Origin of the sequence: Mesorhizobium sp. M1163, from assembly GCF_040318415.1 — a bacterium.
Classification (GTDB): domain Bacteria; phylum Pseudomonadota; class Alphaproteobacteria; order Rhizobiales; family Rhizobiaceae; genus Mesorhizobium.
In genome coordinates this window covers 10001-29905 of record NZ_JAMYMF010000052.1, presented here as the reverse complement: position 1 = coordinate 29905, position 19905 = coordinate 10001, and the positions used below count along the sequence as shown (strand labels likewise).

16 protein-coding genes and 1 pseudogene (1 of these 17 running past the window's edge) are annotated in these 19905 nt (G+C 64.2%); 13 read left to right on the top strand and 4 right to left on the bottom strand.

Annotated elements, in window-relative coordinates; translation table 11 throughout:
- A pseudogene (locus NKH43_RS32245) lies at positions 1-804 on the top strand (helix-turn-helix domain-containing protein); the annotation flags it as partial.
- Between the two features lie 9 nt (positions 805-813).
- Positions 814-1467 carry a Vgb family protein gene (locus tag NKH43_RS32240; protein ID WP_023722289.1) on the top strand — a complete coding sequence of 218 codons (654 nt, stop codon included), beginning with the start codon at positions 814-816 and terminating at the stop codon, positions 1465-1467.
- Between the two features lie 39 nt (positions 1468-1506).
- Here NKH43_RS32240 and NKH43_RS32235 read toward each other — a convergent pair whose 3' ends face one another.
- A complete protein-coding gene (locus NKH43_RS32235) occupies positions 1507-1992 on the bottom strand; it encodes a MarR family winged helix-turn-helix transcriptional regulator (protein WP_023722290.1) in 486 nt (161 codons plus the stop codon).
- Between the two features lie 96 nt (positions 1993-2088).
- On the opposite strand from NKH43_RS32235, the gene NKH43_RS32230 reads away from it, so the two are divergent.
- Positions 2089-2979: a DMT family transporter gene (locus tag NKH43_RS32230; protein ID WP_352861587.1), complete on the top strand. Its 891-nt coding sequence runs from the start codon at positions 2089-2091 to the stop codon at positions 2977-2979.
- 19 nt (positions 2980-2998) lie between these two features.
- On the opposite strand, the gene ubiG is transcribed toward NKH43_RS32230, so the two are convergent.
- Complete coding sequence (gene ubiG, locus NKH43_RS32225) at positions 2999-3748, bottom strand: bifunctional 2-polyprenyl-6-hydroxyphenol methylase/3-demethylubiquinol 3-O-methyltransferase UbiG (protein WP_352861586.1); 750 nt, start codon at positions 3746-3748, stop codon at positions 2999-3001.
- A 214-nt stretch (positions 3749-3962) separates the two neighbouring features.
- Here ubiG and NKH43_RS32220 point away from each other — a divergent pair, with 214 nt between their 5' ends.
- The 9 genes from NKH43_RS32220 to NKH43_RS32180 all read left to right on the top strand — a co-directional run bounded on the left by NKH43_RS32220 (position 3963) and on the right by NKH43_RS32180 (position 16601).
- Positions 3963-4532: a putative glycolipid-binding domain-containing protein gene (locus NKH43_RS32220; RefSeq protein WP_352861584.1), complete on the top strand. Its 570-nt coding sequence runs from the start codon at positions 3963-3965 to the stop codon at positions 4530-4532.
- Positions 4533-4731: 199 nt separating this feature from the next.
- On the top strand, positions 4732-5985 hold the full coding sequence (locus tag NKH43_RS32215) for an aspartate kinase (RefSeq protein WP_352483550.1): 1254 nt from the start codon (positions 4732-4734) through the stop codon (positions 5983-5985).
- 130 nt (positions 5986-6115) lie between these two features.
- Positions 6116-8386 carry a phosphoenolpyruvate--protein phosphotransferase gene (gene ptsP / locus NKH43_RS32210; RefSeq protein ID WP_352789471.1) on the top strand — a complete coding sequence of 757 codons (2271 nt, stop codon included), beginning with the start codon at positions 6116-6118 and terminating at the stop codon, positions 8384-8386.
- Between the two features lie 8 nt (positions 8387-8394).
- Complete coding sequence (gene prfA, locus NKH43_RS32205; protein WP_352789469.1) at positions 8395-9474, top strand: peptide chain release factor 1; 1080 nt, start codon at positions 8395-8397, stop codon at positions 9472-9474.
- Positions 9467-10345, top strand: coding sequence for a peptide chain release factor N(5)-glutamine methyltransferase (gene prmC / locus NKH43_RS32200; protein WP_352861582.1), 879 nt, complete (start codon positions 9467-9469; stop codon positions 10343-10345). Before prfA ends, prmC begins: the two co-directional genes overlap by 8 nt.
- A gap of 331 nt (positions 10346-10676) precedes the next feature.
- Positions 10677-11588 carry a DUF4167 domain-containing protein gene (locus NKH43_RS32195; protein ID WP_352861580.1) on the top strand — a complete coding sequence of 304 codons (912 nt, stop codon included), beginning with the start codon at positions 10677-10679 and terminating at the stop codon, positions 11586-11588.
- Positions 11589-11826: 238 nt separating this feature from the next.
- Positions 11827-14433 carry an ATP-dependent chaperone ClpB gene (gene clpB / locus NKH43_RS32190; RefSeq protein ID WP_352861578.1) on the top strand — a complete coding sequence of 869 codons (2607 nt, stop codon included), beginning with the start codon at positions 11827-11829 and terminating at the stop codon, positions 14431-14433.
- A gap of 100 nt (positions 14434-14533) precedes the next feature.
- The gene (locus NKH43_RS32185; protein WP_023722299.1) at positions 14534-14899 is read left to right on the top strand and encodes an MmcQ/YjbR family DNA-binding protein; all 366 of its coding nucleotides are present in this window, start codon (positions 14534-14536) and stop codon (positions 14897-14899) included.
- A gap of 235 nt (positions 14900-15134) precedes the next feature.
- On the top strand, positions 15135-16601 hold the full coding sequence (locus NKH43_RS32180; protein WP_352496395.1) for a L,D-transpeptidase family protein: 1467 nt from the start codon (positions 15135-15137) through the stop codon (positions 16599-16601).
- Between the two features lie 20 nt (positions 16602-16621).
- On the opposite strand, the gene NKH43_RS32175 is transcribed toward NKH43_RS32180, so the two are convergent.
- The gene (locus tag NKH43_RS32175) at positions 16622-17254 is read right to left on the bottom strand and encodes a TMEM175 family protein (RefSeq protein WP_352496396.1); all 633 of its coding nucleotides are present in this window, start codon (positions 17252-17254) and stop codon (positions 16622-16624) included.
- Positions 17255-17423: 169 nt separating this feature from the next.
- Here NKH43_RS32175 and NKH43_RS32170 point away from each other — a divergent pair, with 169 nt between their 5' ends.
- Positions 17424-18983 (top strand): MFS transporter, encoded by a 1560-nt coding sequence (locus NKH43_RS32170; RefSeq protein ID WP_352861576.1) that lies wholly within the window; start codon positions 17424-17426, stop codon positions 18981-18983.
- A 16-nt stretch (positions 18984-18999) separates the two neighbouring features.
- On the opposite strand, the gene NKH43_RS32165 is transcribed toward NKH43_RS32170, so the two are convergent.
- Positions 19000-19905, bottom strand: partial view of a M23 family metallopeptidase gene (locus tag NKH43_RS32165; protein WP_352861575.1) — the final stretch only. The gene runs 1053 nt beyond the window's last position; the window shows 906 of its 1959 coding nt (coding positions 1054-1959); the start codon falls outside the window, past its right edge; its stop codon occupies positions 19000-19002.

Below are 19905 nucleotides of genomic sequence, written 5' to 3'. Positions count from 1 at the left end.
CGCCCCCGGCCCGGGGGGCCCCCCCCGGGGGGGGGGGGCGCCCCCCGCCCCCCCCGCCGGGGGGGCCGGGGCCGGGCCCGCCCCCCCCCCCCCGGGGGGGGGGGGGCGCGCCGCGCGGCCGGCATCCCCGCGCTGACCGCAGAGGTGGAGAGCGCATCGCTGGTGCTGGAGACGCCGGCGGCACGCCTTGTCGCCCGTGGCGAGGAACGGCCCCTTCTGCTCGACGAAGTCGAAGCGCTCCTGGCGTCGGGGGCGCTCGTGGTGGATGCATGCCGCAATGTCGTGCGGGTCGCAGACACCGTCGTCTCGCTGGCGACCCGCCCGGTGCTGTTCGCTGTTGCCCGCGCGCTGGCCGAAGCCTGGCCGGGGGACGTGGCAAGATCGACGCTTATTGCGCGCGCTTTCCGGGGAAAGGACGCGGACGAATCACATCGCGCGCGGTTACGGGTCGAAATCGGGCGGCTTCGCGCGGAGCTTCGGAGCTTGGCCGATGTGAGCGCGACGAAGCGGGGCTTTGCCCTGGCGCCGCGCCGCGCCGGCGAGGTCGTCGTGCTGGCGCCGCCCGTCGAGGACGATCATGCCGCGGTGCTCGCCTTCCTCGCCGACGGCGAGTCGTGGTCGAGCTCGGCCTTGGCGATTGCGCTTGGAGCCAGTTCGCGTACCGTGCAGCGGGCGCTCGAGCAACTCGCCCAGTCAGGCAAGGTGCAGTCGTTCGGCCGCGGGCGGGCGCGTCGCTGGATGACCCCGCCGGTACCGGGTTTCCCGACAATCTTGTTACTCCCCGGCCCGTTGCCGGGCTACTAGGGTGGTATTATGAAACGATCCTCAGCCGAAATCCTCCGTGAATATGGACCCTTTCCGGGTGTCGACCACGTCGACGGCGTCACCTTCGACGGTGAGCATGTCTGGTTTGCGTCAGGCGACAGATTGAACGCCTTCGATCCGGCGAGCGGCAAAGTAGTGCGCTCGATCGATGTGGCGGCACACGCCGGAACGGCCTTCGACGGCCAGCACCTCTATCAGATCGCCGAGGATCGCATCCACAAGATCGATCCGAAGAATGGCCAGGTGCTGGCGTCGATCCCGGCGCCCGGCAATGGCGGTGATTCGGGGCTCGCCTGGGCCGAAGGAACGCTCTGGGTCGGGCAGCATCGGGGCCGAAAGATCCATCAGGTCGATCCCGAGACAGGGGCAATCCTTCGCACCATCGTTTCCAACCGCGTCGTCACCGGGGTCAGCTGGGTCGATGGCGAGCTGTGGCATGGCACCTGGGAGGGTGAGGAGAGCGATGTCCGGCGGATCGATCCTGAAACGGGAAAGGTCCTGGAGAAGCTCGATATGCCGCCAGGAACAGGCGTGTCGGGGCTCGAATCCGATGGCGGTGACCAGTTTTTCTGTGGCGGCGGAAACAGCGGCAAGATCAGAGCTGTCCGCCGGCCCAAACGAGGCTCCGCGGCCAGGATTTGAGTTTTCCACCTTCTCGGCCGGCCCTTTTGGCCGGTTTGGTTAGCCTAGGCTCGCGATCAATTTTTCGAGCAGGCGTGCCAGCATGACCTGCTCCGGGCGTATCAGGCCGGAAAGTATCTCGTGCTCGTTGGCAACGTGCGCGGCAACCGCCTCGTCGATCAAAGCGAGGCCCTTCCGGGTCAGTTGTACGACGATGCCGCGGCGATCGTCGGGATGTGGCCCGCGCTTGATCAGGCCGGATTTCTCGAGCCGATCGAGGCGGTTGGTCATCGCGCCCGATGTCACCATCGTCGCCTCGTACAGAGCGGTCGGCGTCAGCGCGTATGGCGGCCCGGAACGACGCAGCGTCGCCAGCACATCGAATTCTCCGGATTGCAGTCCGTAACTTGCAAACAGCGGCGCCAGCCGCTCCCGCGCGATCAACGAGGCAGCCTCGTTCAACCGTCCGAGCACGGCCATCGGCGAGACATCGAGATCCGGCCGTTCCTTTTTCCACTGCTCGATCGCTTTTGCTGCGCGATCCATGTCTCTCACCGTTATGTATCTTGACGTGAAGAATCTTTACCTTATCGTACCTCAGCTTGTGGTATCGGCCAAGTGCGAACAGGCGATGGGACGGCGATGAAATTTCTCTGGGACTCGGCGCTTGGCCTTCTGGTCGTCACCGGTGGACTGCTCGGCCTGACGCTGCCGTTCGGCAAGATCGCGACGGCGGCCGGCGTCCCCGCCATGGTCTGGGCCTTCGTCATCTCGCTTGGCGCCGGCGGCGTGCTTTTGTGCGCATTGCTGCTCAACGGGCAGCGCATGCGGCTTTCGCCGCACAGGCTGCGCTATTTCTTTGTCACCGCGGCCGTCTCCTACGCAATCCCCAATCTGCTGATGTTTTCAGCCATTCCGCATCTGGGCGCCGGCTACAGCGGCATCATGTTCACGCTGTCGCCGGTCGTCACGCTGGTGTTCTCGATGCTGCTCGGGGTCAGGCGCCCGACCATGCTGGGCATCGTCGGCATAGTCGTCGGTTTCGTGGGCGCAGTCATGGTGGCCGTGACGCGCGGGGAAGCGGGCCATCCGGCCGAATTTTTCTGGGTGGCGATGGGCCTGCTCATCCCGGTCAGCCTCGCCGCCGGCAACATCTACCGCACCGTCGACTGGCCTGAAGACACCGGCCCGATCGAGCTTGCCGTCGGCAGCCATCTGGCAGCAGCCTTGATGCTGCTTGCCGGCATTCTGGTCCTGCTGGGCGGCAATGCATTCGGGTCGCTCGGCGGCGTGCCGCTGGTCGCTGCGGCACAGGTGGAATCAGCCTCGGCGATGTTCGCCTTCTTCTTCCGCCTGCAAGCGGTCGGCGGCCCGGTCTATCTCAGCCAGATCGGCTATGTGGCGGCGGCGGTCGGGCTGTTTGCCGGGACGCTCTTCCTCGGCGAGCGCTATCAGTTGCTGACCTGGGCGGGTGCCGTCATCATCACCGCCGGCGTGTTCATCACCACCAAGGCGCAAAGCCAGAAGACATAGGGGCCAGAAGGCGTAAGCTTCAGACGGATACCTTCTCCGCCAGCACCATGTAGTTGACGTCCATGTCCTTCGACCGCTGCCAGCGATCGGCGAGCGGGCTGTAGGTGACCCCGGTGCGGTCGATGACGGTCAGGCCGGCGCCGGCAAGCGCCTTTTCGAGTTCCTCGGGGCGCACCAGCTTGCCGAACTGGTGGGTGCCGCGGGGCAGCCAGCGCAGCACATATTCGGCGCCGATGATGGCCAGGCCCAGGGCCTTCAGCGTGCGGTTGATGGTGGCGACGAACATGATGCCGCCGGGCTTGACCATCTCGCCGCATTTGGCCAGGAACAGATCGACATCGGCGACATGCTCGACCACTTCCATGTTGAGGATGACGTCGAATTTTTCGCCGGCGTCGGCCAGGTCTTCCGCGGTCGTTGCGCGGTAGTCCACCGTGACGCCGACTTCCGCGGCATGCAGCTTCGCCACCTCAATGTTGGTGACTGAGGCATCGGCGCCGACCACTTCGGCGCCAAGCCGCGCCATCGGCTCGCACAAAAGCCCGCCGCCGCAGCCTATGTCGAGGAAGCGCAGGCCTTCGAACGGCCGTGCCGCACGCGGATCACGGCCGAAGCGGGCCGCCACCTGGTCGCGGATATAGGCAAGCCGGATCGGGTTGAACTTATGCAGCGGGCGGAACTTGCCGTTCGGGTTCCACCATTCGGCGGCAAGGGCGGAAAATCGTTCCACCTCTCCGGCATCGATCGTCGATCGTCGGGGCCCTGGCATGGCGTGGTCTCCTCGGACGCTAGGAAGTCGGGCGCAAGGCTGCGAATGTCAAGGCGCGAAATTCACCGCCGGCAGCGCGATGCGCGTGATGCCTGACAGCACCGCCTTTTGCCGGAGGCAATTGTGTCAGCACATGTCAGTTGATGGTGTGCCGGAAGGAAACACCAATGCCCTGGCGGACGAAGCAGAGACATCGTGTCCGAAGGAGTGCACAATGATGCGAACGGTTGCTTCCATTCTTTGGCGCCGGCTTGACCAGGAAGGCCACGACGCTTGCCTGCTGTCGGAAGCGAGTTCCGGGTGGAACCTCAGGGGACACGCGCTTTTCGTTCAGGACGGCAAGCCGTGCAGCATCGCCTACGAGGTGGACTGCGATGCCGGCTGGCATACGCGCTCGGCGCGTGCCGACGGCTTCCTCGGCACGCAAGAGCTGCATTATGGCATCGACCGGCTTACCGAGCGCCAATGGACGCTGAACGGCGAGCATCAAGCTGAAGTCGACGGTCTCATCGATGTCGATCTCGGCTTCACGCCCGCCACGAACCTTTTGGCGCTCCGCCGTTTTGCCCTCGATGTCGGCACGGCGACGCCCGCCCCGGCGGCCTATCTGACATTTCCCGACCTGACGCTGACGCACCTGGAACAGACCTATCGACGCGTCGATGCAGCACACTACGCCTATGCCGCGCCGCTGTTCGGCTACAATGAGATGCTGGAGGTCTCGCCGCTCGGCTTCGTCCTCCACTATCCGCGCCTGTGGAGAGCCACGGCACAGCTGGGCTGAAGCGCGCATCATTTTGGCAAGACGCAGTGCAGGCGCGATGCTGCGCTGGTGTGTCGCCCGGCCGGCGGCGGCGGCACGCCTTGCGAAACGACTGTCATTTGGCTAAGGAGGCCGCGCATTGAGCGCCTGGCCACAGCTTGGCGCATTTTTCCGCTTTTCGGCCTTCGGTCCGGCATCCAGTTAAAGGCATTTCGCTTCCATGGCGCGCATCGTGATGAAATTCGGCGGGACCTCCGTCGCCGACATCGCCCGCATCCGCAATGTGGCGCGTCACGTCAAACGCGAGGTCGATGCCGGCCATGAGGTCGCCGTCGTGGTCTCGGCGATGGCCGGCAAGACCAACGAGCTCGTGCATTGGACGCGCGAGGCCTCGCCGATGCACGATGCGCGCGAATATGACGCCGTCGTCGCGTCCGGCGAGCAGGTCACCGCCGGCTTGCTGGCGATCGCGCTGCAGAATATCGGCGTGCATGCCCGCTCCTGGCAAGGCTGGCAGATCCCGATCAAGACCGACAACGCGCATGGCGCGGCGCGCATTCTCGATATTGACGGCGCGTTCCTGATCAAGCGCTTCGGCGAAGGCCAGGTGGCGGTGGTGGCCGGTTTCCAGGGCATCGGGCCGGACAACCGGATCGCAACGCTCGGCCGCGGCGGTTCCGATACCAGCGCTGTCGCCATCGCGGCGGCGGTCAAGGCCGACCGCTGCGACATCTACACCGATGTCGACGGGGTCTACACGACCGATCCGCGCATCGAGCCGAAGGCGCGGCGGCTGGCCAAGATTTCCTTCGAGGAAATGCTCGAAATGGCCTCGCTGGGCGCCAAGGTCCTGCAGGTGCGCTCGGTCGAGCTTGCCATGGTGCACAGGGTGCGTACCTTTGTGCGGTCGTCCTTCGACGATCCCGATGCACCCGGAATGGGGGATTTGCTCAATCCGCCGGGAACGCTTATTTGCGACGAGGAAGAGATCGTGGAACAGCAGGTCGTCACCGGAATTGCCTATGCCAAGGACGAGGCGCAGATATCGCTGCGCCGCGTCGGCGACCGGCCGGGCGTCGCCGCCGGCATTTTCGGGCCGCTCGCCGAGGCCAACATCAACGTCGACATGATCGTCCAGAACATTTCCGAGGACGGCAAGTTCACCGATATGACCTTCACCGTGCCATCCGGCGACGTCGACAAGGCGCTTGCCGTGCTCGAACGGCTGAAGGCGACGATCGGCTACGATGTGGTGCAGTCGGAAGCCGGCATGTCAAAGGTCTCGGTCATCGGCATCGGCATGCGCAGCCATGCCGGCGTCGCCGCCACCGCCTTCAAGGCGCTGGCCGACAGGTCGATCAACATCCGCGCCATTACAACGTCCGAAATCAAGATTTCGATCCTGATCGACGGTCCCTATACGGAACTAGCAGTTCGCACTTTGCATTCCGTCTACGGTCTGGATAAGCAGTAGCAGATCGAAAGTCTTGGAGCGGCCTTTATGCGTCCAATTGGACGCACGGCGCTCTAATTGAGTTGTTGCGTTTGTGCCGCTGTGCAGGGCAACCTGCACCGGCTGAAATGCTATTGGAGAAGAAGCCGCGATGCGTGATTCGGCCAGTGGCCCGCGCGTTTTGCTGAAACGGCTCCGCGAGCTCATGCAAGAGCCGCTGGAGCCGCAGGAGCGGCTTGACCGGATCGTGCGCGACATCGCCTCCAACATGGTTGCCGAGGTCTGCTCGCTCTATGTGCTGCGCGCCGATTCGGTGCTCGAGCTCTACGCCACCGAAGGCCTGAACCCGAACGCCGTCCACCTGGCGCAGCTCAGGCTGGGTCAAGGCCTGGTCGGCACGATCGCGGCCTCGGCGCGGCCGCTCAACCTTTCCAATGCACAGGAGCATCCTGCCTTCGCCTACCTGCCGGAGACCGGGGAAGAAATCTACAATTCCTTCCTCGGCGTGCCGGTGCTGAGGGCAGGGCGGACGCTCGGCGTCCTGGTCGTGCAGAACAAGACCATGCGCCATTATCGAGACGACGAGGTCGAGGCGCTGGAAACGACGGCGATGGTGATCGCCGAGATGATCGCGACCGGCGATCTGGAGCGGCTGACGCGCCCCGGCCTCGAGCTCGATCTGCGTCGCCCGGTAAGCTTTACCGGCCTGTCCTTCAATGAAGGCGTCGGGCTTGGCCATGTGGTGCTGCACGAGCCGCGCATTGTCGTCACCAACCTGTTCAACGAGGACAGCGAGGAGGAGGTCAGGCGGCTCGACGCGTCCCTCGGCTCGCTCAGGCTCTCCATCGACGACATGCTGGAGCGCCGCGACGTCGCCTTCGAGGGCGAGCATCGCCAGGTGCTCGAAGCCTATCGCATGTTCGCCAACGATCGCGGCTGGGTACGCCGGCTGGAGGAGGCGATCCGCAACGGCCTGACGGCCGAAGCGGCGGTCGAAAAGGTGCAGAGCGACATGCGTGCCCGCATGCTGCACATGACCGATCCGTATCTGCGCGAACGGATGAGCGATTTCGACGATCTCGCCAATCGGTTGCTGCGGCAGCTTATGGGGCGCGGGCCTGAGGATGTCGCGGCTTCGCTGCCCAAGGACGCCATCATCGTCGCCCGCTCGATGGGTGCTGCCGAGCTGCTCGATTATCCCAGAGACAAGCTGCGCGGGCTGGTGCTGGAGGACGGCGCGGCGACCAGCCATGTCGTCATCGTGGCCCGTGCGATGGGCATACCGGTCGCCGGCCAGATGAAGGGCGCCGTTTCCATGGCGGAAAACGGCGATGCCATCATCGTCGACGGCGAGGAAGGCGCGATCCATCTGCGCCCGCAGCCCGACCTCGAGGCGGCCTATGCCGAGAAAGTGCGCTTCAGGGCGCGGCGGCAAGAGGTCTATCGCGAACTGCGCAAGAAGCCGTCGGTGACCAAGGACGGTGTTCAGGTCGATCTTCTGATGAATGCCGGGCTGGCGGTCGATCTGCCGCAACTGGCCGAAGCTGGCGCGGCCGGCATCGGCCTGTTCCGCACCGAGCTGCAATTCATGGTCGCCTCGACCTTTCCGCGCGCCGAAGCCCAGGAGCGGCTCTACCGTGACGTGCTCGAGGCGGCGCGCGGCAAGCCGGTGACGTTCCGCACCATCGATATCGGCGGCGACAAGGTGCTGCCCTATTTCAAGGGCTCGATCCAGGAGGAAAATCCGGCACTCGGCTGGCGCGCCATCCGCCTGACGCTCGACCGGCCCGGCCTGCTGCGCACCCAGATCCGCGCGCTGCTCAAGGCGTGCGGCGGACGCGAACTGAAGCTGATGCTGCCGATGGTGACGGAACTCGGCGAGATCGCGCAGGCGCGCGAGATCATCGATCGCGAGGTGCGGCATTTGTCGCGCTTTGCCCATCATTTGCCGACCAGCCTCAAGGTGGGCGCGATGCTGGAGGTGCCGTCGCTGCTGTTCCAGCTCGACGAGTTGATGAAGGCGGTCGATTTCGTCTCGGTCGGCTCGAACGACCTGTTCCAGTTCGTCATGGCGGTGGACCGCGGCAACACCCAATTGTCCGACCGCTTCGACCCGCTGTCGACGCCGTTCCTGCGTGTTTTGAAGAAAATTGCCGATGCCGGGGCGCGCAACCATACGCCGGTGACCCTGTGCGGCGAACTTGCCGGCAAGCCGATTTCGGCGATGGCGCTGATCGGCCTTGGCTATCGCTCGATCTCGATGTCGCCGGCTTCGATCGGCCCGGTCAAGGCGATGCTGACGGAACTGCCGCTCAGCGAACTGGAGGCGTTCTTCGACGACAATCTGATGGCGCCGGCGCAAGGCCTGCCGATGCGGGCGCTGCTGCAAGCCTTTGCCGACGACCGCTCTATACCGCTATAAACTTCGCCATGATCAACCTGCCCCGCGACCGTATGGACCAAGTCGTCAAGCGTTTCGACATGCTCGAAGCGCAGATGTCGGCCGGGCCGGCGGCGGACGCCTATGTCAGGATGGCCTCCGAATATGCCGACATCCAGGAGATGGCGGCAAAGATCAGGGCACTGCGCGCCGCCGAGCGCGAACAGGCCGATCTGGAGGCGATGCTCGCCGACAAGGGCACCGACGCCGAGATGCGGGCCTTGGCCGAGGCCGATCTGCCAGGGGTCAAGCATCGCATCGAGGCGCTGCAGCAGGACATCCAGATCCTGCTGTTGCCAAGGGATGCCGCCGACGAAAAGAACGCCATCCTCGAAATCCGCGCCGGCACCGGCGGTGACGAGGCGGCACTTTTCGCCGGCGACCTGTTTCGCATGTACGAGCGCTATGCCGCGGCGCATGGCTGGCGTTTCGAGACGGTGTCGGCCAGCGAGGGCGAGGTCGGCGGCTACAAGGAAATCATAGCCACCGTTTCGGGCAAGGGCGTCTTTGCGCATCTGAAATTCGAATCCGGCGTGCACCGCGTGCAGCGTGTGCCGACGACGGAAGCGGGCGGGCGCATCCATACCTCGGCGGCGACGGTCGCGGTGTTGCCGGAAGCGGAAGAGGTCGATATCGACATCAGGGCCGAAGACATCCGCATCGACACGATGCGCGCCTCGGGTTCCGGCGGCCAGCACGTCAACACCACCGATTCGGCCGTGCGCATCACCCATCTGCCGACCGGCATCATGGTGGTGCAGGCGGAAAAGTCGCAGCACCAGAACCGGGCGAAGGCCATGCAGATCCTGCGCGCCAGGCTCTACGACCTCGAGCGCAGCAAGGCGGACGAGGAACGCTCCGAATCGCGCAAGTCGCAGGTCGGCTCGGGCGACCGCTCGGAACGCATCCGCACCTATAATTTTCCGCAAGGGCGCGTCACCGATCATCGCATCAACCTGACGCTCTACAAGCTCGACCGGGTGATGATGGGTGAGCTTGACGAGATCATCGACGCGCTGATCGCCGATCACCAGTCGAAGCTGCTCGCCGATATCGGCCTCGATGGCTGACGGCCTGCCCGGCACGCTCGCCTCACTGTTGCGGGAGGCGCGAAACCGGCTTACCGCGGCCGGGATCGCGGATCCGGCGCTCGATGCCAGGCTGATCGTCGAGCATTTTTCCGGCACGACCCGCACGCAGGCCATCGCCGATCCCGGGCAAACGGTCGATGCGGGCGTGAGAGCAGCGATCGATGCCGCACTGCGGCGGCGTATCGCCGGCGAGCCGGTGCACCGCATCCTCGGCTATCGCGAATTCTACGGCTTGCGCCTGTCGCTTTCGCCGCAAACGCTGGAGCCGCGGCCGGATACCGAAACGCTGGTCGAGGCTATACTGCCCTTCGTCAAGGCAATGGCGGCACGCGAAGGCGGCTGCCGCGTCCTCGATCTGGGGACCGGCACCGGTGCCATCGCGCTGGCGCTGCTCAGCGCTGTCCCGGCCGCGACCGCCACCGGCGTCGACATTTCGCGAGAGGCGCTGGTCACGGCCATGCGTAATGCCGGGGAATTGGGGCTCGCCGACCGGTTCACGGCGCTCAAATCCGACTGGTTTGAAAAAGTTTCTGGCCGGTACCATGTAATTGTCGCAAACCCTCCCTATATACGCTCAGACGACATTGGAAATCTGCAGGACGAGGTCCGCGGTTTCGATCCACGCCAGGCCTTGGATGGCGGCGTGGACGGTCTGAGCCCCTACAGGAAGATCGCCGCAGGAGCGGCAGCCTATTTGGAACTCCAAGGCAGGATTGCGGTCGAGATCGGCCATACGCAGCACCAACAGGTTACGGGGATATTCTCCGCGGCCGGGTACTGTCCGGTCGGGGTGTTTCGTGATCTCGGCGGAAACGACAGAGTTCTTGTGTTCGAACGGTGGAAGCCGTGATGCAGTGCGAAAAAAGCGCTTGGCAATACCGGGGAATGCGGCTAGGGTCGCGTTAACCGGATGAGACGAAGCAGGCAGTGCTCTTAGCGATTCGGTTTTCCTTGGAAATAGCTGCCTTCTTGCGCAAACGACGCCCAAGCTTCGTGCGGGAATCGTCCGGCAAGTGAAGTAACCGGAACAGGATGGCACGTGGCGCCAACGCAATTGATGCGGGCGAACGCCGGTGAAGGAACGAAACGGCTGGCCGCATGAGCGCCTCCGTTCGTGAAGAGTTTTTCGAAAATTTCAAAGTGAAGAGAGTCTAATGAGGCCACAACAGCAAAACAGGCGCATGCGCGGTCGCAACAACAATGGCGGCGGCGGCAACAACAATAACAACAACAACCGTAAGGGGCCGAATCCCCTGACGCGCAACTATGAGAGCAACGGTCCGGACGTGAAGATCCGCGGATCGGCTCAGCAGATTGCCGAGAAGTACGCAACCCTTGCCCGTGACGCGCAAAGCTCCGGCGACCGGGTGATGGCGGAAAACTATCTCCAGCATGCCGAGCACTATAACCGCATCATCGCAGCCGCTCAGGCACAGATGCCGATCCAGAACGCGCAGCAGAATCGAGATGATTTCGACGATGACGGCGACGAGGATCGCGATGAGTTCGACAATGCCGGCAACAACAATGCCAACGAGGCCTCGGCGTCGGCCAATCACGGTGCCGGCCCGCAGCCGGTCATCGATGGCACGCCGGCCGAGCTGGCTCTGAACCAGGAAAACAGCCGCGACAATCGGGGCGGCCGCGACAACAATGGCGGACGCCACCGCGACCGTCGCCCCAATGGCGGTTACGGCCAGAACGGCCAGCGCGGCGAATATGGCGCGCGCGGCGAGCAGCAGGGTGGTCAGCGCGTCGAACAGCCACGGCGCGACGAGACGCCGGCGCAGGCGGAGCCCGTGCCGGCCGCTGAGCCGGTCTTTGTGAGCGAGCCCGCACCGCAATTCGAAAACCTTTCGCCGGCGGGTCTCGCCGCCCAGGCCGAGCTCAACGAAGCCGCGGCCGAAAACAGCCCGGCCCGCCGCCCCAGGCGTCCGCGTCGTCCGCGCCTCGATGTCGAACAGGCAAATGGCGGCAACGACAATGCCGGCCCTGACAGTTCCGGCCCTGACAGTGCCGAAACTGGCAATGTCGATGCGGCGCCGGCTGAAGACGCCGGCGGTCAACCTATTATTGCCGACGTCGAGAATTGATCGAAGAAACGTTCAGGCGATCTTAGCGCATCCCTTACCCTGGACGGCGGAGAGAAATCTCCGCCGTTTTTGTTTTGCGCGCTCGGAATATTATGCGTTCGCCAGTGTCGAGGCGTCTTGAGGGTCCGTGGTTTGCGTCCCATATCTTGCGTGAACAGGATCCGGCTCGAACGGGCGGGTCCGTCACCGCAATCTGATCCGGTGCCGCGAAGCGGGCCGGTGACGGAAGGAGACAGGCATGAATCTTGAAAAATATTCCGAGCGCGTGCGTGGCTTTATCCAGTCCGCGCAAACCATGGCGCTTTCCCGCAGCCACCAGCAATTCACTCCCGAGCATATTCTTAAGGTCCTTGTCGACGACGACGAGGGCCTGGCTGCGTCGCTGATCGAGCGCGCCGGCGGCAATGTCCGTGACGTCAAGCTCGGCGTCGAAACGGCACTGGAGGCAATGCCCAAGGTCGAGGGCGGCAATGGCCAGCTCTATTTGGCGCAGCCGCTGGCAAAGGTGTTCTCGACCGCCGAGGAACTGGCCAAGAAGGCCGGTGACAGCTTCGTTACCGTCGAACGGCTTTTGCAGGCGCTTGCCATGGAAAAGTCGGCCAAGACCGCCGACATCCTGTCCAAGGCGGGTGTCACGCCGCAGGCGCTGAACCAGGTCATCAACGACGTACGCAAAGGTCGCACCGCCGATTCGGCGAGCGCCGAGCAGGGCTACGACGCGCTGAAGAAATACGCGCGGGACCTGACGGCGGACGCCCGCGCGGGCAAGCTCGATCCGGTCATCGGCCGTGATGACGAAATTCGCCGCACCATCCAGGTGCTGTCGCGCCGCACCAAGAACAACCCGGTGCTGATCGGCGAACCCGGCGTCGGCAAAACGGCGATCGCCGAAGGGTTGGCGCTGCGCATCGTCAATGGCGATGTGCCGGAATCGCTCAAGGACAAGCAGCTGATGGCGCTCGACATGGGGTCGCTGATCGCCGGCGCCAAATACCGCGGCGAGTTCGAGGAGCGGCTGAAGGCGGTGCTTTCCGAAGTCACGTCTGCGGCCGGCGGCATCATCCTGTTCATCGACGAGATGCACACCCTGGTCGGCGCCGGCAAGGCGGATGGCGCCATGGATGCGTCGAACCTGCTGAAGCCGGCGCTGGCCCGCGGCGAGCTGCACTGCGTCGGCGCCACCACGCTCGACGAATACCGCAAGCATGTCGAGAAGGATGCGGCCCTTGCCCGCCGCTTCCAGCCGGTCTTCGTCAATGAGCCGACGGTCGAAGACACCGTCTCGATCCTGCGCGGCCTGAAAGAGAAATACGAGCAGCACCACAAGGTGCGCATCTCGGATTCGGCGCTGGTCGCGGCCGCTACGCTGTCAAACCGCTACATCGCCGACCGCTTCTTGCCGGACAAGGCGATCGATCTCGTCGACGAGGCCGCCTCGCGGCTCAGGATGCAGGTCGATTCGAAGCCCGAGGCGCTGGACGAGATCGATCGCCGCATCATGCAGCTCAAGATCGAGCGCGAGGCGCTCAAGGTCGAGAAGGACGATGCCTCGAAGGACCGGCTCGCCCGGCTTGAGAAGGAACTCTCGAACCTCGAGGAGGAATCGACCGAGCTGACCTCGAAGTGGCAGGCCGAGAAGCAGAAGCTCGGGCTTGCCGCCGACCTCAAGAAGCAGCTCGACGAGGCGCGCAACGAACTTGCCATTGCGCAGCGCAAGGGCGAATTCCAGCGCGCCGGCGAACTTGCCTATGGCAAGATCCCGGAACTCGAAAAGCAGCTGAAGCAGGCCGAAGCCAGGGATGGCAAGGTCGGCATGGTCGAGGAAGTGGTCGGCCCCGATCACGTCGCTCATATCGTGTCGCGCTGGACGGGGATCCCGGTCGACAAGATGCTGGAAGGCGAACGCGACAAGCTGTTGCGCATGGAAGACGAGGTCGGCAAGCGCGTCGTCGGCCAGGGTGAGGCGGTGCAGGCGGTGTCGAAAGCGGTGCGCCGTGCGCGCGCCGGCCTGCAGGACCCGAACCGGCCGCTCGGCTCGTTCATGTTCCTCGGACCGACGGGCGTCGGCAAGACCGAATTGACCAAGGCACTGGCCAGCTTCCTGTTCGACGACGAGAGCGCCATGGTGCGCATCGACATGTCGGAGTTCATGGAGAAGCACTCGGTCGCCCGGCTGATCGGCGCGCCCCCAGGCTATGTCGGCTATGAGGAAGGCGGCGCGCTGACCGAAGCGATCCGGCGGCGGCCCTATCAGGTCGTGCTGTTCGACGAGATCGAGAAGGCGCATCCGGACGTGTTCAACGTGCTGCTGCAGGTGCTCGACGACGGCCGGCTGACCGACGGGCAGGGCCGTACGGTCGACTTCCGCAACACGCTGATCATCATGACGTCCAACCTCGGCGCCGAATATCTGGTCAATCTCGGCGAGGACCAGGATGTCGACGTGGTGCGCGACGAGGTGATGAATGTGGTCAGGGCTTCGTTCCGGCCGGAATTCCTCAACCGCATCGACGAGGTGATCCTGTTCCACCGGTTGCGCCGGCAGGATATGAGCCGCATCGTCGAAATCCAGCTCAAGCGGCTGGAAAACCTGCTTGTCGACCGCAAGATCGCGCTTTCGCTCGATCAGGAGGCGATCGACTGGCTGGCGGCCAAGGGCTATGATCCGGCCTACGGCGCGCGGCCGCTGAAGCGGGTGATGCAGAAGGAATTGCAGGATCCGCTGGCGGAAAAGATCCTGCTCGGCGAGATCCTCGACGGCTCGACCGTCAAGGTCACCGCCGGGTCCGACCGGCTGAACTTCCGCTCGAAGCCGGCGGTCGTGGCAACCGAGGCGGCCGCCTGACTTCAAGCCAAAGCCTGTTCCATCCCGATGGAATCGGGATGGGCTCCTCTCTTCTTTTTTGACCATGATCTCATGGTCTACCATCATTGGCGGGGCGCAGATGACGCTGGACGATTATAACAGCTTCTGCGCCTCGCTGCCTTCGACGACCCATGTCGTGCAGTGGGGCGGCGCCCATGTCTGGAAAGTCGGCGGCAAGGTGTTTGCAATCGGCGGCTGGAGTGAAGGCAAAGAGCCGTTCGTCACCTTCAAATGCTCCGATATCGCCTATGACGTGCTGAGGGAACAGCCGGGCCTTCGGCCGGCGCCCTATCTCGCCTCGCGCGGCATGAAATGGATCCAGCGCCAGACAGGCGAAAGCATGGATGACGAGGCGCTGAAGGATTATCTGCGCGAAAGCCACCGTCTCGTCGCGCTGAAGCTGACGAAGCAGGCGCGCAAGGAATTGGGACTCATTGCCGGTTGATCTGCCAGAAATCCGCCATCTTCATGCCCGGTTCATATTGGAACCTTATCGTACGCAAGTGATTTGCTGGCGAAGGGGTTCGCGACCACATCGGCCCGAAATCGAGTTTTGATTTTCGCAAAGCACGATGCGGAGATTTAAAGCGTTAGAGTGTCCTTAAGCCCAAAAGGACGCGCGGCGCTCTTGAGAGACAATGCCGGCGGCGGCAATTACGGACCGGAGAATTTTGGCCACCATGTTGCGCACCATCTTTACCCTTTCAGCGCTTGCTGCCGGGCTGCTGGCTTCGAATACGATGGCATCGCCGATAGTGGATACTGCGCCACGGGTGGGTCGTGCTGCCGATGACGGCGGCATTCTTGTCGCCCAGAACGGCAATCTCGACATCTATTACGACGCCAGGGGAAACCGCGTCATCGTCGATGCGGAGACCGGCAAGGTTATCGCCATCCAGCCGCCGCAGACCAGGCTCGATCGCCGTGCCTTGCGCCGCGAGCGCCTGCGCAATCTCGGACCGGTCGAAGACGACCGCTATTATCTTGACGATCCGGAGGACACGGCGCGGTTCCGTCGCAGGCGGTTGGAAGACGAAGGCAGGGTCATCGTGCCGCCGGCTGACGAGTACGACCCCTATGGCGACAATTCGGCAGAAGTCTTCCCCGAAGCGCCGCGGGATGACGGCGGCTATGGCAACAATTTTCCGGAGGAAGCGCAGCCGGTGAAGCCGCGCACCATTGAGCGCCAGCCGCTCAATGAGGCTTCGATCGAGCCGGTCGAACCGACAGTGCCGGGCGAGCAGGCGGCCTTGCCGCCAAGCACTGGCGGCAAAACGGCGGTCGACCCGTCGTTATCGCTCGGCGCCCGCCAGGACGTGGCGGCGCTGCAGGTGCTGCTCGACCGTGCCGGTTCTTCGCCCGGCGTCATCGACGGACGCTTCGGCTCGAATGTCGACAAGGCGCTTGCCGCCTATAATGAGATCACCGGCAGCAATCTGAAATCGACCGATGCGATCGGCATCCAGGCCGCCCTGGCGCAATCCGGTGGCGATGCCTTCGCCTCCTATACGATCACGCCCGAGGATGCGGCCGGCCCCTATGTCGCCTCGATACCGGAGGACTACAGCCAAAAGGCCCAGCTCGACCGCATGGGCTACACGTCGGTGCCCGAGGCGCTGGCCGAGCGCTTCCACATGGACGAGGCCTATCTGAAATCGCTCAATCCGGACGCCAATTTCAGCCGCCCCGGCACCATCATCAAGGTCGCCAATTTCGGCAGGCTGGTGGCGACGCCGGTGGCGCGCATCATCGCCGACAAGGCCAACAAGCAGGTCCGCGCCTATGATGCGGCGGGCAAGCTGGTCGCGGCCTATCCGGCGACCATCGGCTCGTCGGACACGCCGTCGCCGTCCGGCACCCATGCGGTGTCGCGTGTCGCGTTGGATCCGAATTACACCTACAACCCGAACATCAATTTCAAGCAGGGCGAAAACGACAGGATCCTGACCATCCCGCCGGGGCCGAACGGTCCGGTCGGCTCGGTCTGGATTGCGCTGGACAAGCCGACCTATGGCATTCACGGCACCCCGGATCCGTCCAAGATCGGCAAGACCGAAAGCCATGGCTGCGTGCGGCTGACCAATTGGGACGCGCGCGAGCTGGCCAAAATCGTGTCGCCCGGCGTGACGGTGGAGTTCGTCGACTGAGTTGAGCGTTTTCGCTCCACTCACCCGATGATCTTGCGCAGCAGTCGCGCGCGTGGCGCCGCCGCATAGATCAGCTGCACCACCAACATGAAGCCGACGCTGAGCAGCGGGCTGACGAGGCAGAGTGCAGCGCCGATCGCCCACAGGATCTGCGCCTTGACGATGCGCAGATAGACCGTTCGGGTGGTCTCCGCATCGACGCCTTCCGCCAGGAGGCCGTTTTTGTCCGCATAGCGCCAACTGGCGAGCAGCGTCAGCCCGAGCATCAAAAGATTGAGCCAGTAGACGAGCACGGCGGTTCTGAATTCGAGGAAGTCGGCCAAAAGATCGGTCGAGAACGGCAGCAAGGCGATGAAACCGAGAAAACAAAGGTTCAGCGTCGCAAGCCGCCTGTCGGACTTCGCGATCAGCCCGTGCTGCGCCTGCTGGCCGAACCAGAAGATGGTCAGCGTCAGGAAGCTGAGCGCATAGGTCAGAAAACGCGGCGCCAGTGCTGCGACCGCGGCGATCAACTCGTTTTCGGAATGCACCGTTTCATGCGCTGGCACCCTGATCTCGAGAACGATCAGGGTGAGCGCGATGGCGAACACGCCGTCGGTGATGCCGACGACGCGCCCACGTCCTTCCGCCGAGGGTTCGAGCGGTCGTTTCATGCGGGTATTTTCCCCCTTGCCAGTCGCGCTGCAAGAAGCTTAGCACGGCATCGGCCGTTTGCACCCGCACTGGCGTGGTCCTGCCTGCATGGCCAGGTTCGGGCTGGTTTCAACGAGAACAGCCTGCTGGCCGGTTGTCGCTGGCCCCCGGCGGTCTAGGTAAGGCAGCATGCACACGCCAACCAAAGTCGGTACCGGCGCCGTTCCCCTGACCGGCTCACTTCCGTCCGATACGTTTTGCCCGCAGGCGCAGCGGCGGTTCGTGCTGATCGCGGCGATCCTGGCTTCCGCACTCGGCTTTATCGACGGATCGGTCCTGGCTATTGCGACGCCGGCGATCCGCGTCGACCTCGGCGCCAGCCTCGCCGAGGCGCAATGGATTTCCGATGCCTATGCATTGACGCTTTCAGCCCTCATTCTCGTCGGCGGCGCCGCTGGCGATCGCTTCGGCCTGCGCCACTCCTTCGTCGCCGGCATCGTCCTGTTCATCGCCGCCTCGCTTGCCTGCGCGTTGGCGCCTAACCCGGCGGTGCTTATTGCGTTTCGGGCTATCCAGGGTGTTGGAGCGGCCGTCATGGTGCCGGGCAGCCTGGCCATTATCGCCAAAGCCTATCCGAAAAAGGAACGCGGCCGGGCGATCGGCATCTGGGCGGCGGCATCAGCGCTGACGATGGCGCTCGGTCCGGTGCTGGGCGGCTTCGTGCTGTCGGCCTTCGGCGACGGCATCTGGCGGGCGATCTTCGCCATCAACCTGCCGCTCGGTCTTATCTCGATCTATCTTCTGCTGGCCAAGGTTCCCGCCGACGCGCCGGCGGAAAAGCGCAGCCTCGATCTCGGCGGCGCAGCACTCGCCATATTGGCGTTCGGAGCGCTCGCTTACGGCCTGACCTCGATGAGCGGTGACGGGGAGGGGCTGATGTCCGGCCCGAGTATTGCCGCCGGCGCAGTTTTGCTCGTCGTGTTCATAGTCTTCGAACGCCGGCGGCGCGAGCCGATGATCGACCTATCGCTGTTTCGGATTGGGGCGTTTGCGGGCGCCAATGTGGCGACCTTCTTCCTTTATTTCGCGCTGTCGGCCAATCTGTTCTATCTGCCGATGCTCATGATCGCCGGATGGGGGCTGAGCACGGCCGAGGTCGGCTTCATCTTCCTGCCGCTGTCGGCATTGATCGCGCTGCTGTCCGGGCCGGTCGGCCAGTGGTCCGACCGCATCGGGCCTCGCTTTCCGATCGCCAGCGGCAGTCTGGTGGTGGCTGTTGCCTTTGCCGGGCTTGCCTTGCTGGCCTATTGGGGCATCCACAATTTCTGGTTGGGGGTGTTCCCGCTGATGGCGCTGATGGGGTTCGGCATGGCGCTGGTGGTGTCGCCGCTCTCGACCGCCATCATGACGGCGGTCGAGGACAAGGATACGGGTGCGGCCTCGGGCATCAACAACGCCGTCTCGCGCATCGGCGGCCTGATTGCCGTGGCGGCGATGGGATCGCTGGCGGCCTGGGTCTACGCTGCCGTGCTCGGCACCGGTGCCGGCATTCCGGGTTTCGGCGAACCGGCGCCCGCCGGCCTGGCGCCCGGTCTCGATGCGGCACGGCTTGCCGCCAGCGACGCGGCATTCGCGGCCGTTGCCGCAGTGACCGCGCTGCTTTGCCTGCTTTCGGCAATCACCGCCTGGATGACGGTTTCCGGCGAGCGGCTGCCATGGGCGCGCGACACGGCGAATCAGCAGGGCTGACGACGAAAACGTCGGCTCAGCCTTCGATCTTGGCGCTCGCTACCTTCAGCTGATTGCTGTCTTCCTGCCTGAGCAGGTCGTCGATGCGTTCGCGCTCGCGCTTGAAGGCGACGAGGTCGTCGCCTTTCAGCGTTTTGCCGACCGGCAGGCGGACGCGCATCGAATCGACCTTGGTGCCGTTGACGATCAGTTCGTAATGAAGATGCGGACCGGTGGAGAGGCCGGTTGAGCCGAGATAGCCGATAACCTGACCCTGGCGGACGCGAACACCCGGCTCGATGCCCTTGGCAAAGGCACTCTGGTGATTGTAGGACGTCTCGTAACCATTGGCGTGCCGCAGGATGATCTGCTTGCCATAGCCGCCAGCCCAGCCGGCTTTTTCGACGACGCCGTTGCCCGCGGCAATAATCGGCGAGCCCACCGGAGCTGCCCAGTCGGTGCCGGTATGCATTTTCACATACCCCAAAATGGGGTGGCGCCTGGCACCGAACCCCGACGTAAACCTGCCATTGGGCAAGGGATTGCGAAGCAGAAACTGCTGGGCGCTGCTGCCGTTTTCGTCGAAATAGTCGGTGCTGCCGTCCTGCATCTGGAAACGGTAGAAATTTCGCGTCGTGCCGCCGAAAGTCGCGGAGACGTAAAGCAGCTCGGATTCGTCGGACGCCTGGTCGTCGCCATCGGGCTGCGAGAACAGCACCTCGATGCGATCCGTGGGACTGAGGCGCGACTGGAAATCGACACCGGATGCCAGCAACTTGATCAGCCGCTGCGTCATGGCCTTGGACATGCCGTAGGAATAGGCGGTGCGATAGATGCCGTCATAGACGTTCGGTAGATTGCCGCGCACCACGGGCGCAGGCGAATCGTCGAACGCCGTCAGCAATTCGGGATTTGGCTCCGGCTCCTGCGCCGGCACGTATTG